Consider the following 13,028-nt stretch of genomic DNA (forward strand, 5'->3'; position numbering starts at 1 on the left):
GTGGAAATTTAGAGCTTTTGGAGCGGCAGACGCGGCAGTTTCTGCCGCGTCTTGTGGCGTTGTACGACTTTGATGCCGCGGAGGAATTCCGCACCCGGGTCGGAGATTTGGACATAAAAATCGTCTCCGGGCCGGAAGGACTTTTGGAGGCGGCGACGATTGGCGGCGCAGACACAGTGGTGGCCGCCGTGGTGGGCATGGTGGGCCTTGGACCCACGCTGGCCGCCATAGAACAGGGCAAGCGTATCGCGCTTGCCAACAAGGAAACGCTGGTGTGTGCAGGGGAGCTGGTGATGGACGCGGCGGACCGGCACGGGGCGGAAATCGTCCCGGTGGATTCGGAGCATTCCGCCATTTTCCAGTGCCTGCGGGGCTGCGAGGACCGGCGGGAAGTGAAGCGACTGCTGCTGACCTGCTCCGGCGGCCCGTTTTACGGGAAGAACTTTGTGGAGCTTGAGAGCATGACAAAGCAGGATGCTTTGCGGCACCCGAATTGGAAGATGGGGCCGAAAATCACGGTGGACTGCGCAACGCTGATGAACAAGGGACTGGAGGTCATCGAGGCCATGCGCCTTTACCGTCTGCCCCTTTCTCAGGTGGATGTGCTGATTCACCGGCAGAGCATCGTTCACTCTCTGGTGGAGTATCGGGACGGGGCGGTACTGGCCCAGCTTGGGACAGCGGATATGCGCCTTCCCATCCGGTATGCGTTTACCTATCCCCGGCGGGGGGAAAATCCGGCGGAGCCGCTGGACCTTTTGACCTGCCCGCCGTTGACCTTTGCCGCGCCGGACCGGGAGGCATTTCCATGCTTCGCGCTGGCAGAGGCCGCCGCGAAAGAGGGGGGCACCGCCTGCGCCGTTTTAAACGGGGCCAACGAAGAAGCGGTGGGCCTGTTTTTACAGGAAAAAATCGGCTTCAACGACATTTCCCGGCTGGTGAAAAAAGCGCGGGAGGCCGTCCCTGTGGTATATCATCCCACTCTTTCGGATATTCTGAAAGCGGACGCCGACGCACGGCGGGTGGTTCTTTCGCAGTGAAGCTTCCCCGGAGACAAGAAACGCCGCGGACGCGGTATCGGAACAGTTTAGTTAGGAGTATTTATGACAATTGTCTACATTCTCGCGGCGATTCTCATGTTTGGCGTGCTTATCGCGCTCCACGAACTGGGGCACTTTCTGGCTGCCAAGGCCTGCGGCGTGCAGGTCAACGAGTTTTCCATCGGCATGGGCCCGGCCCTGTTCAAAAGACAGCGGGGAGAGACGCAGTATTCTCTGCGCATCCTCCCTGTGGGCGGCTACTGCGCCATGGAGGGAGAGGATGAGGATTCTGAGAATCCTCGGGCCATTACCCGCCAGAGCTACTGGAAGCAGTTTATCATTTTTGTGGCGGGGTCCCTTTCCAATTTCCTGACGGGCTTTTTGATTCTCTTGATTCTCTACTCCGGGGCCGAGGCATTTTACGTGCCAACTGTCGCCGGGATAGCGCCAGAGTTCACCGCCGCCGAAGAGGAGACAATGCAAGCGGGCGACCAGCTTTGGGCCATCAATGGGGAGCGGATTTACGTCAGCGGCGACGTGGCCCTTATAATGCAAGTGAACGCGGGGAAAGAGAAACTAGCCGTGACGGTGCTGCGGAATGGGGAGAAGGTGTCCCTCACGGGCATTCCTCTGCAAACCTGCACCGGGCAGGACGGTAAGCCCTATCAGGGCTACGGCTTTTTCTACGGCAACGAAGCCGAGCCCGCCACGGCGCTGGGCAAAGTGAAAATCGCGTGGTACAACACTGTGGACTTTGTGCGGACCGTGCGCATCAGCCTTCAGATGCTGGCTCGGGGGGACGCGGGGCTCAAGGACATGAGCGGCCCGGTGGGCATCGTCTCCACCATCACGCAGGTGGGGCAGGCATCGGAAAGCGCCCGGGACGCGCTGGACAACATCCTCTTTTTCACGGCGCTGATCGCGGTGAATCTGGCGGTGATGAATCTGTTGCCCCTTCCGGCGCTGGACGGCGGGCGGGTGCTGTTTTTAACGGTAGACGCCATCGCCATGGTGCTCTTTAAAAAGCGCATTCCTGAAAAATACGAAAACGCCATCAATTACGGCGGCCTGGTGGTACTGCTGGGCTTTATGCTGATTGTGACGCTTCACGATGTATCCCGGCTGTTCGGCTGAGGGAGGGAGTACCGATGACAAAGCAATTGCTGGTGGGCACTGTGGCCGTGGGCGGCGGTGCGCCGGTTAGCATTCAATCCATGTGCAGCACAAGAACCGATGACGTGGCTGCCACCGTGGCCCAAATCAAAGCACTGGAGAATGCCGGGTGCGAGCTGATTCGGGTGGCCATTCCCGACAGGGCGGCGGCAGAGGCCGTGGATAAAATTAAAGAGCAAATTTCCATTCCGCTGATCGCCGACATTCACTTTAACTACAAATTCGCGCTGATGTGCGCGGAGCGGGGAATTGACGCAATCCGCATCAATCCCGGCAACATCGGCGGGGCGGAGAAGGTGAAGGCGGTGGCGGACATCTGCCGCCAAAGGCGCATCCCTATCCGCATTGGCGTGAACGGTGGGTCGCTGGAGCGGGAGCTGCGGGCAAAATACGGCGGCGTGACGGCGGAGGCGCTGGTGGAAAGCGCGTTGGGCCATGCGGCCCTGTTGAACCAGTTTGACTTTGACGACATCTGCATCTCCGTGAAATGCTCAGATGTGCCGCTGACCATCGCGGCCTATCGGCTGCTTTCAGAGCGGACGGAGTATCCGCTCCACTTGGGCGTTACCGAGGCGGGAACGCCATCCATGGGGCTTGTGAAGTCCGCCATGGGAATCGGCGGACTGCTGTGCATGGGCATTGGAGACACCATCCGGGTGACGCTGACGGCGGACCCGGTGGAGGAGATTTACGCGGCGAAAAAGATTCTCCGGGCGGCGGGGCTGCGCCATGACGGTGTGAACCTCATCGCCTGCCCCACCTGCGGACGGACGCGCATTGATTTGATTCCCCTGGCGGAGGAGGTGGAGCGGCGGCTGGACGGCTGCCGCAAGCCCATTACCGTGGCGGTGATGGGATGTGCCGTCAACGGTCCCGGTGAGGCCGCCGCCGCCGACATCGGCATCGCGGGAGGGGACGGGGAGGGCCTGCTTTTCCGAAAGGGAGAGGTCCTCTGCAAGGTTCCGCAGGAGCGGCTGGTGGACGCGTTGATGGAGGAGATTCAGAAGCTGTGAAAATCGCGGGGGAACCGGCGGTTTGGACGATACATTGAGAGCGGGTTAGGATTGAGAGAAGCTATGTCAAAAATCGCATTTTCCAACATATTTCCGGACGTAAGGCCGCTTCCGCCCCTGCGGGCGAAGCTGGACGGGGCCATGCTGGTCGGCGCGGCCATCGACAGGGCGGAGCGTACCATTGAGTTGCAAATGGAAACCCGGGCGGAGCTGGGCGGAGACGAAATTCGGGCGCTGGGACAGGAAATCTGCACAGCATACGGGTTTGCCGACGCGCGGATTGCCTGCGCGTGCTGCCCGATAGAGCCGGCGCGGGAAAAAACGCAGGGCGTGGCCCAAGCCGGATCGGACGGAGGACGGGGCGCGGAAAAGAAACGGGACGGAGCCGTGGGCGAAGTGTTTTACGGGGAGAAAAAGCCCGTGGGAAAAACCGTTCCCGTGGGGTCGCTGGACCTGAAAACCGGAAAGGCCGCCGTCATCGGCAAAATTTTTGCCTTTGAATGCCGGGAGACACGCCGCCCCGGACTGTGGCGCATGAGCCTGGACCTGACGGATTACACCGGATCCCTGACGGTGCAGAAAAACCTCACCGCCGCCGAGGCCAGAAAGCTGGACGGAAAGCTGAAGCCCGGCATGTGGGTGGCGGTGCAGGGAAAGATGGAGCCAACCTGGGACGGGAAGGACATCCAGATGGCTCCCTTCCTCATCCGGGCTGCCGCCCACAAGGAGCGGGAGGACACCGCCGAGGTAAAGCGGGTGGAGCTGCATCTGCACACCCGCATGAGCAGCATGGACGCGCTGACCGACCCACAGGAGGTGGTGCGTCAGGCCATCCGCTGGGGCCATCCCGCGATTGCCATCACGGACCACGGCGTGGCTCAGTCTTTTCCGGACGCGTGGCACGCCGCCGGGGACAAAATCAAAATTCTCTATGGCATGGAGGGCTATTTTATCAACAATCTGGACGACCGGGTGGCCGTCCACGGCTTACAGGACTGCCCCCTTGACGGAGAGTTCGTGTGCTTCGACATTGAAACGACTGGTCTCAAGGTGATGCGGGAGGCGATTACGGAAATCGGCGCGGTGGTGCTGAAAAATGGGGAGATTACCGACCGGTTCCAGACCTTTGTGGACCCGGCGCGGCGGCTTACGCCGGAAATTATCGGCCTGACCGGTATTACCGACGAGATGCTTCGCGGCGCGCCCAAGCTAAAGGACGCGCTGGCGGACTTTTTGAAATTCGTGGACGGGCGCCCGTTGGCGGCCCACAACGCGGAATTTGACATCGGCTTTATCCGGGAGGGATGCAAAAAAACGGGCCTTGATTTTCACCCTACCTATATTGACTCGCTGATTCTGGCCCAGAACTTGCTGCCGAAGCTGAACAAGTATAAGCTGGACATTGTGGCGGAGGAGCTGGATCTACCTGCCTTCAACCACCACAGAGCCAGCGATGACGCGGCCACTGTGGGCTATATGCTGATTCCCTTCTTCAATATGCTGAAGGAAAAGGGGGTCTCCAATCTTCAGGGGATTAACCCCGAGATGGAAAAGCTGCGGCCCCTTGGAAGCAAGTCCAACCGCTTTCCCAAGCACATTATCCTGCTGGCAAAAAACAAGGTGGGTCTGAAAAACCTATACAAAATTATTACCGCGTCCAACCTCAATTACTTCAAGCGGGTTCCCACGGTGCCAAAAACGCTGCTGAATCAGCATCGCGAGGGAATCATTGTGGGCGCGGCCTGCGAGGCGGGCGAGCTGTTCCGCGCCGTGGCGGACCACAAGGACTGGGACGAACTCAGGCGCATCGCATCCTATTATGACTATCTGGAAATCCAGCCGGTGTGCAACAACATGTTCATGCTGCGAAACGGGGACGTGCAGTCTGAAGAAGAGCTGCGGGAGCTGAACCGGACCATCGTGCGGCTGGGCGACGAATTGGGAAAACCGGTGTGCGCCACAGGAGACGTGCACTTCCGGGAGCCGGAGGACGAGGTATACCGCCACATTCTGCTGGCTTCAAAAAAATTCCCGGATGCGGATGCCAGCCTTCCCATCTACTTCAAGACTACCGACGAAATGCTTGCGGAATTTTCCTATCTGGGGAAGGAGAAGGCCTTGGAGGTGGTGGTGACCAATCCCCGGGCCGTGGCGGACAGCGTTGAAACATTTGAGCTTCTGCCAAAAGACCTGTATCCTCCACGCCTTGAAAACTCCGAGGAGGATTTGAACCGCATGGTTTGGGAAAAGGCCCGTGAGCTTTACGGCGAGGACCTGCCCCCGCTGGTGGAGGACCGCCTGAAGGTGGAGCTGGACAGCATTCTGGGAAAGTACGACGTGGTGTATATGTCCGCCCAGAAGCTGGTGCAGCGGTCGCTGGAAAACGGCTATCTGGTTGGCTCCCGAGGCAGCGTCGGCTCGTCCTTGGTGGCCTACATGTCCGGGATTACGGAGGTCAACTCCCTGCCGCCCCACTACCGCTGCCCCAAATGCAAGCACGTGGAATTTATACAGGACGGGTCCTACGGCTGCGGCGCGGATATGCCTGACAAGGACTGCCCGGTATGCGGCGAAAAATGCGTGAAAGATGGGTTCGACATCCCCTTTGAAACCTTTTTGGGCTTCGGCGGCGGAAAGGTTCCCGATATCGACCTGAATTTCTCCGGTGAGTATCAGGCCAAGGCCCATCGCCATGCCATTGAAATGTTCGGAGAAAAGCAGGTGTTCCGGGCGGGAACCATCGGAACCCTTGCGGAAAAAACCGCCTACGGCATGGTGAAAAAATATCTGGAAGAGAACGGGATGACGGCGGGCCGGGCGGAGGAAAATCGACTGACCACTGGCTGCGTGGGCGTTCGGCGCACCACGGGTCAGCACCCGGGCGGCCTTGTGGTGGTGCCGGACGACATGGAAATCGAGGATTTCTGTCCTGTTCAGCACCCGGCAGACGACCCGGAGAGCGACATTATCACCACTCATTTTGAATACCACTGCATGGAGGACAATCTCCTGAAGCTGGACATGCTGGGCCACGACGATCCCACCATGGTGCGCATGATGGAGGACCTGACCGGCGTGGACCCCCGCTCCATTCCGCTGGACGACGTGGACACCATGTCCATCTTCATCTCCAGCAAAATCTTGGGCTATGAGCACGACGACGTGGTGGGAGAGACGGGGGCCGTAGCTATCCCGGAATTTAACACCCGGTTTACCCGCCAGATGCTGGTGGACACCCATCCTAAGGATTTTAACACGCTGGTGCGTCTCTCAGGCTTTTCCCACGGCACGGACGTGTGGCTGGGCAACGCCCGGGATTTGATTCTGGACGGGACAGCTTCCGTTTTGGAGACCGTGGGCTGCCGCGACGACATTATGCTTTATCTGATTTCCATGGGCGTGGATGCGGAGCTGAGCTTTAAAATCATGGAGTCTGTCCGAAAGGGCAAGGTGAAAAAAGGCGGCTTCCCGGACGGCTGGGTGGATATTATGCGGGAGCACGACGTTCCCGAGTGGTATATCGACTCTCTTGCAAAAATCGGCTATCTGTTCCCCAAGGCCCACGCTGTGGCCTACGTCATGATGGCATTTCGTATCGCGTGGTACAAGGTACACGAGCCGCTGGCGTTTTACGCCACGTTTTTTACCGTCCGGGCCAAGGCGTTTGACGCAGAATATTGCTGCGCGGGCATGGACGCCGTGAAGCGGAAAATCCGGGAGATTGAGAACAACAAGGACGCCACAGCGGTGGAGCAGGATTTGATGACCACGCTGGAGGTGTGTTACGAATTTTATCTCCGGGGCTTTCACTTCGACACCATCAGCATTTACGAATCCGAGGCCACAAAGTTCAAGGTGACGGAAAAGGGACTTCTTCCGCCCTTTGCCGCAGTGCGGGGGCTGGGAGAGACGGCGGCGGCGGACACGGTGGAGAAGCGGAAGGGAAAGAGCTTCATCTCCATCGAGGAGTTTTCCATGTGCTGCAATAAGCTCTCCAAAACCCATATCGAGCAGCTCAAGAAGCTGGGGGCTTTTGCCGGTATGGCGGAAACCAGCCAGATTACGCTGTTTTAAATTGACTGGGTTGAAGAAATGCACGCAAAGAAGCCGGATTTTCGGTGGGCTGAACGCAAAAAAGCGGCCTGAAACAAAATGTTGAAAAAGGGATTCCCGCTTTGGCTCTGCCGAAGCGGGAATCCCTTTTTATATGGCGAACATAGGATATGACGGACGCAGGGCGGGGAAAGGCGGGCGGAATTACTTTGCTGCCTGTTTCTCCGCCTTTATGAAATCGCAGTCCCGTTCCAGCGGGCAGCCCTCGCACTTGGGAGACCGGGCGGTGCAGGTGTCCCGTCCGAAAAGCACCATGCGATGACAGAAGTTGGAGGACTCCCGCGCCGGGAGAACCAGACGGAGCTGCCGTTCCACCTGAAGGGGGTCTTTGCTGCCGTCCGTGATGCCGAGACGGCCGGTGATGCGAATACAGTGGGTGTCGCAGACGTAGGCGGGCTGGCCGTACACGTCTCCCAGAATCAGGTTTGCTGTCTTCCGGCCTACGCCGGGGAGGGCCGTCAGCTCCTCCATGGTTCCGGGGACCTTCCCGCCGTGCTCCAAAATCAGCTTTTGGGCGCAGGCCACAATGTCTCGGGCCTTGCTGTTGAAAAAGCCGCAGGAGCGGACGTACTGTCCCACCTCTGCCGCGTCCGCCTCCGCAAAGCTCTGAAGGGTTGGAAACCGGTCATACAGGGCTGGGGTAACCTGGTTGACCCGTGCATCGGTGCACTGGGCGGCAAGCCGCACGGCAAACAGAAGCTCGTAATCTTTTTCGTAGTTTAAAGAGCACAGCGCATCCGGGTAAATGCCCTTCAGCGTTTCGATGATGCGCTTGATCGCCGCCTTTGCCTTCATACCGCTTCCTCCTTTTGCTCCAAAAGCCGACTGTCTTCGTACCAGTATAGCGCCTTTGACCGCGCTTGGCAACCGATTTTCTAATTTGGCGCCCCCTATTCAGAGGGAATAGAAGAGAAGCGGACGATTTTGGGGAGGGACGATTTTCTATTGCGACGGGGAGGCGAGGTGTGCTATAATGCTTGCAGAGCGGGGGACGGTTCCTTTACAGCACGTTTTTGATGCTGAACCGCTCTGTCTCCGAAAGCAGCCAAAGCTGGTGCCTGAGGCCCGCCAGATCCGCCATGCACTCGGAGGCCTGCACGGAGATCAGAGCCGCACAGCGGCGGTACAAGGCGTCTGCGCCGTCTACTACTTCGTGCTCTGCTGTGATGTGGAGATAGGTTTGGCGCCCGGACCAGTCCTCGTAGCTTTGGGAGATGAGGTCTTCTGCTTGCTTCCAGTTTTTGGCGCTTACCGCGGCCTCCGCCTCCTCCAACTGGGACTGCCAGCGCACCACGTCCTGATCTACGGCGCGGCAGTTCAGCACCGAGAGGGCCAGAATTGCCGCCAGAAGAAAAGTGGGAATCAGCCAAGATTTCATTTGGTCTTCTCCTTTGGTATGCAGTTGATTTTTCCCCCGCTGTCAAGGGTCAGCAAAAAAATATCGCGGTAGTCTTTCAGGCCCTGTCGGCGTACCTGCTTTTTCAGCCAGTCCATTGTTTTTTCGCACAGCTCAAGATTCCGGGAGATGAGCCGCCCGTCGTTCACCAGAACCACGGGGAGGGAGATACTGTCCGCCGCTTTTACGCCCAGATCGTCCGCCGACGGCGGCTGGGTTTGAGGCCAGGGCAAGACCGAGAGCTGGCCGGAGTTTTCGAGAATCGCATATTTTACGTCTTTGATATCGCAGATGCCCTGCCCCCGCAGCTCTTCCAGCAGTTCGTCGATGGTGAAGCGGTTTTTCCGCATCGCGTCCTGACGGAGCTTGCCGTGGTCGATCAGCACGGTGGGGGACCCGCACAAAAGCCGACGGATGCGCAGGGAATAAAGAGACGACTGGCTTAATAGCATGGAGAGAGACAGAAGCGTTAAAATCGGGATGATGCCCGAGAGCAGAGGAATTCCAAAATCCTGCATGGGTACTGCGGCCAGATCCGAGAGCATCATGGTCAGCACCAGTTCGCTGGGCTCCAACTCGCCGATCTGTCGTTTGCCCATGAGCCGCAGCCCGGCGGTGATGAAAAAATAGAGAATCACAGTCCGCAAAAACGCGGTGGCCATAAGCACATACCCCCTTTCTCTCAGTATTTACCGGAAGAAGCGGGCGTATGCGGCGAAAAGGATTTTACCTGTCGGAGAATGGCCTATATCTCAGTCTAGCGTGCCGCCCCAAGAGGTGCGGATCAAGGCGGACGAAGAATAGGATGCGGCCCAACGATGGGAACCGGCAATCTTGAACAGCGGATAAGGCTCCGCCCGGAGGCGGGGATTATCATAAATCGTTCCAAGTCGCAGAAGGAGAAAGGAGGCTTACGGGGAACCCCGTCAAAAGCGCCATGTGCCCGCAGGCTGAGTCTGCGGGATAACGAGGAGAGGGGAGTATCGAGAATTCGGCGGATGCCCCTCCGCATCCACGGATGTGTCACGCAGGTCTGAAATATGCGGGCAACCGCAAAACAAAAAGACTGCGACCGTGGGAAAAGCGACAAATCATCTGCGCGTTTGTCCTTTTGATATCCGGCCCCGAAAACCGGGACCGGCAGATGCTTCGCGGCCTTTTGGCCTGCGAAAGACAAATTGAATATCAGGAGGATTGTCATTTATGTGTGGAATTATCGGTTATTCGGGCGGCGCACAGGCCGCCCCGATTTTGCTGGACGGTCTGGAGCGGATGGAATACCGGGGGTACGATTCCGCCGGTGTGGCTGTGCGGTCAGAAACACAGGGTCTTCAGGTGAGAAAGTCCAAGGGCCGGCTGAAGGTCCTCAGCGACATGCTCCACGGCGGGGTGGATCTGGAGGGAACCCTCGGCGTGGGACACACCCGCTGGGCCACTCACGGTGAGCCTAACGATGTGAATGCACACCCCCACGTCAGCGAGAGCGGGAACATCGCGCTGGTTCACAACGGCATTATTGAAAACTATATGGAGATCAAGGAGCATCTCCAGAAGCTGGGCGTTAAGTTTGCTTCGGATACCGATTCGGAGGTGGTGGCTCAGCTATTGGAGTTCCACTACAACGAGTGCCATAATATGCTGGAGGCCGTGGGCCGCGTGCTGCGGCGCATTGAAGGCTCCTATGCCTTCGGCATCATCTGCTCCGACTATCCGGATGCGCTGATTGCCGCGCGGAAGGACAGTCCGCTGATCCTGGGCTATGGCAAGGACTGCAATTTCATTGCCTCCGACGTGACGGCGGTGATTAAATACACCCGGGACGTGGCCTATATGGACGACGGGGAAATCGCGGTGGTGACGCCCCGGGGCATCGACGTGTTTGACGGCGAGCTTGTCCCCGTGGAGAAAACCCGCCGCACAGTGGACTGGGATGTGTCCGCCGCTGAAAAGGGGGGCTATCCCCACTTCATGCTCAAGGAGATTATGGAACAGCCGGAGGCCGTTCGCCGCACCGTCTCTCCCCGCATCCGGGAGGGCAGGATTGTGCTGGACGACGTGAAGCTGACCCGGGAGTATGCGGAAAATGTATCCCGCATCTTTATTATTGCCTGCGGCTCCAGCTATCATGTGGGCATGGTAAGCAAATATATCTGGGAAAAGCTGCTGCGCCGTCCTGTGGAGGTGGTGCTGGCCAGTGAATTCCGGTACTGCGACCCGCTGGTGGATGAGCGTTCTCTAGTGGTAGTCATCAGCCAGTCCGGCGAGACGCTGGACACCATGGCCGCCATGCGGGAGGCGAAACGCCGGGGCGGGCGGACGCTGGCTATTGTCAACGTGGTGGGTTCCTCCATCGCACGGGATGCGGACGATGTGCTGTATACCTGGGCGGGACCGGAAATCGCCGTGGCCACCACCAAGGCGTATTCCACCCAATTGGCCCTGATGGATTTGGTGGGGCTGTATTTGGGCGATTTGCTGGGCGCGGTTTCAAAAGAAGCGTACGCCGCCGCCGTGGAGGGCATCCAGTGCCTACCCCAACAGATGTCGGCGCTTTTGAAGGACACGGAGGATGTGAAATATTTTGCATCCCGGTACTTCAATCACGACTCCATTTTCTTCATCGGGCGGAATCTGGATTATGCCATGGGCATGGAAGGGTCCCTGAAGCTGAAGGAAATCAGTTATATCCATTCGGAGGCATATGCCTCCGGTGAGCTGAAGCACGGCACCATTTCCCTAATTGAGCCGGGGACGCTGGTGGTGGCGCTGGGAAGCTATGCGCCGCTGTTCGACAAGGCCATGAGCAACGTGGTGGAGGTGAAGGCCCGGGGAGCGGAGGTGCTGGCCCTGACCACTGTCCGCCACAGAGAAAAAATGGAGAAGACGGCAGACGCTGTGCTTTCCGTGCCGGAGACTGTGGAGATGCTTCAGCCCTCTCTGGGCGTGCTGCCACTCCAACTGTTCTCCTATTACGTGGCGTTGCAGCGGGGCTGTGATATTGATAAGCCCCGGAACCTTGCGAAGTCTGTTACCGTGGAATAATTGCTAAAATATATGAAAAGCGCTTCCCGCCTATGGCGGGAAGCGCTTTTTGTTGGCTGGGAGCATTCTACATCAGTCCAAACGTTCGCAGCAGGAAGGTCCAGCAGAAAATTGTGAAGATGGACGTGACCGTGGTGGAGCACACGAGTTGCCCGGCAAGGGGTCCATCGGCGCCCATGGCCACGGCCATGGGGTAGGAGGCCACCGCCGTGGGTGCGGCAAAGAAAATCATGAGCGCGCACAAGGCCCCGTCACGAAAGCCCAGGGTAATACTCAAAGGCAGGAAGATCAGAGGAATCAGAACCATCCGGGCCAGCACCGCCAGAATCAGCGTGCGGCGGTTGGAAAGAGTCTGGCTCAGGTCCAGACTGACGCCCAGAGAGATGAAGGCGATGGTGGTGGTGACACCTGCCACGTCGCTGACCACAGTATAGAGGAGGTCCGGAATCCGGATATTCAGGGTCAGCAGCGCCAGCGCCAAAAGCGTTGCGATAATCATGGGGTTTTTAAGTATAGAGAGAAACAAGTTTTTCAGGTCGGCCTTCCCGGAGCGGTTCAGCTCCAGAATCAGCGTGGAGAAAATGTTTACCAGCGGCACAATCAGCGCACCGAACAGGGCAACAATGCCGATACCCGTGCTGCCTGAGCCAAAAATAGAGGTTCCAACCGCAATTCCGAATAAAATGTAATTGGGCCGAATCATCGCCTGACCCACCGCTGCGGCACTGTCTCCGTCCGGAAGCAGTTTGCGGGGAAGAAGCAAGCCGGCCACGAAAAAAAGAAGCAGTATGCACAGCAGTACATATAAAAAGCCCCATCCGTCAAAATGGTGAAGCACATCGGATTCATAAATGTTTTTAAACAGCAGCGTGGGCATAAACAGGCGGAAGCATAGACCGTCCACCTTTCGCATGGTGGGCCGGTCCACCACCTTACATGTTCGGACCAAAACACCGATTCCCATAAACAGTGCCAGAGGAAGAACGACGCGCAACGCCGTCATAAAGTTTTCAAACACGGTGAAGCCTCTCCTTTGCATAATACATCTTATAAAGTGCCATGAAATTCACATGAAATTTATCATAACACCTTTGCCGCCCTGCCGCAACCACCTTTCTCCAGAAGAAGAAAAAAGTTCTTGACAAACGGGATGGGGTATGGTAGTCTAACAAAGCTGTCCGGGAGGATGGCGCGGGACTTGAAAAGAATGGTTGAGACTTGAAAAAAGTGCTTGACAAACTATGGGAAACT

General features: G+C 57.9%; 9 protein-coding genes. 5 read left to right on the forward strand and 4 right to left on the reverse strand.

The genetic code is table 11. From position 1 onward, the window contains the following. The 4 genes from dxr to B2W96_RS06205 form a co-directional block, all read left to right on the forward strand. Nucleotides 1-1,040, forward strand: a 1,040-nt coding sequence (gene dxr, locus B2W96_RS06190) for a 1-deoxy-D-xylulose-5-phosphate reductoisomerase (RefSeq protein ID WP_293009416.1), incomplete at its 5' end; no start/stop codon positions are given. Between the two features lie 63 nt (nt 1,041-1,103). Next, on the forward strand, nt 1,104-2,174 hold the full coding sequence (locus tag B2W96_RS06195; protein ID WP_293009417.1) for a M50 family metallopeptidase: 1,071 nt from the start codon (nt 1,104-1,106) through the stop codon (nt 2,172-2,174). A gap of 14 nt (nt 2,175-2,188) precedes the next feature. Beyond that, nucleotides 2,189-3,226 (forward strand): flavodoxin-dependent (E)-4-hydroxy-3-methylbut-2-enyl-diphosphate synthase, encoded by a 1,038-nt coding sequence (ispG, locus tag B2W96_RS06200; RefSeq protein ID WP_293009418.1) that lies wholly within the window; start codon nt 2,189-2,191, stop codon nt 3,224-3,226. A gap of 63 nt (nt 3,227-3,289) precedes the next feature. Continuing rightward, complete coding sequence (locus tag B2W96_RS06205; protein ID WP_293009419.1) at nt 3,290-7,300, forward strand: PolC-type DNA polymerase III; 4,011 nt, start codon at nt 3,290-3,292, stop codon at nt 7,298-7,300. Between the two features lie 183 nt (nt 7,301-7,483). On the opposite strand, the gene nth is transcribed toward B2W96_RS06205, so the two are convergent. The 3 genes from nth to B2W96_RS06220 all read right to left on the reverse strand — a co-directional run bounded on the left by nth (nt 7,484) and on the right by B2W96_RS06220 (nt 9,397). Further along, nucleotides 7,484-8,134, reverse strand: a complete 651-nt coding sequence (gene nth / locus B2W96_RS06210; RefSeq protein WP_293009420.1) for an endonuclease III — start codon at nt 8,132-8,134, stop codon at nt 7,484-7,486. 205 nt (nt 8,135-8,339) lie between these two features. Further along, nucleotides 8,340-8,717 (reverse strand): DUF4363 family protein, encoded by a 378-nt coding sequence (locus tag B2W96_RS06215; protein WP_293009421.1) that lies wholly within the window; start codon nt 8,715-8,717, stop codon nt 8,340-8,342. Then, nucleotides 8,714-9,397: a DUF421 domain-containing protein gene (locus tag B2W96_RS06220; RefSeq protein ID WP_293009422.1), complete on the reverse strand. Its 684-nt coding sequence runs from the start codon at nt 9,395-9,397 to the stop codon at nt 8,714-8,716. The genes B2W96_RS06215 and B2W96_RS06220 overlap by 4 nt, the downstream gene beginning before the upstream one ends. A 541-nt stretch (nt 9,398-9,938) precedes the next feature. Here B2W96_RS06220 and glmS point away from each other — a divergent pair. Beyond that, nucleotides 9,939-11,777 carry a glutamine--fructose-6-phosphate transaminase (isomerizing) gene (gene glmS / locus B2W96_RS06225; protein WP_293009423.1) on the forward strand — a complete coding sequence of 613 codons (1,839 nt, stop codon included), beginning with the start codon at nt 9,939-9,941 and terminating at the stop codon, nt 11,775-11,777. 67 nt (nt 11,778-11,844) lie between these two features. Here glmS and B2W96_RS06230 read toward each other — a convergent pair whose 3' ends face one another. Next, on the reverse strand, nt 11,845-12,795 hold the full coding sequence (locus B2W96_RS06230) for an AEC family transporter (protein ID WP_293009424.1): 951 nt from the start codon (nt 12,793-12,795) through the stop codon (nt 11,845-11,847). Nucleotides 12,796-13,028: the final 233 nt, after the last annotated feature.

Origin of the sequence: Oscillibacter sp. UBA6647, assembly GCA_002455655.1 — a bacterium.
GTDB lineage: Bacteria > Bacillota > Clostridia > Oscillospirales > Oscillospiraceae > Oscillibacter.

What these genes read in the sequence shown, in the direction of transcription:
- B2W96_RS06215 (WP_293009421.1), bottom strand. Translation starts at nt 8,717, where the DNA reads ATGAAATCTTGGCTGATTCCCACTTTTCTTCTGGCGGCAATTCTGGCC.
- ispG (WP_293009418.1), top strand. Translation starts at nt 2,189, where the DNA reads ATGACAAAGCAATTGCTGGTGGGCACTGTGGCCGTGGGCGGCGGTGCG.
- B2W96_RS06195 (WP_293009417.1), top strand. Translation starts at nt 1,104, where the DNA reads ATGACAATTGTCTACATTCTCGCGGCGATTCTCATGTTTGGCGTGCTT.
- nth (WP_293009420.1), bottom strand. Translation starts at nt 8,134, where the DNA reads ATGAAGGCAAAGGCGGCGATCAAGCGCATCATCGAAACGCTGAAGGGC.
- glmS (WP_293009423.1), top strand. Translation starts at nt 9,939, where the DNA reads ATGTGTGGAATTATCGGTTATTCGGGCGGCGCACAGGCCGCCCCGATT.
- B2W96_RS06220 (WP_293009422.1), bottom strand. Translation starts at nt 9,397, where the DNA reads ATGGCCACCGCGTTTTTGCGGACTGTGATTCTCTATTTTTTCATCACC.
- B2W96_RS06205 (WP_293009419.1), top strand. Translation starts at nt 3,290, where the DNA reads ATGTCAAAAATCGCATTTTCCAACATATTTCCGGACGTAAGGCCGCTT.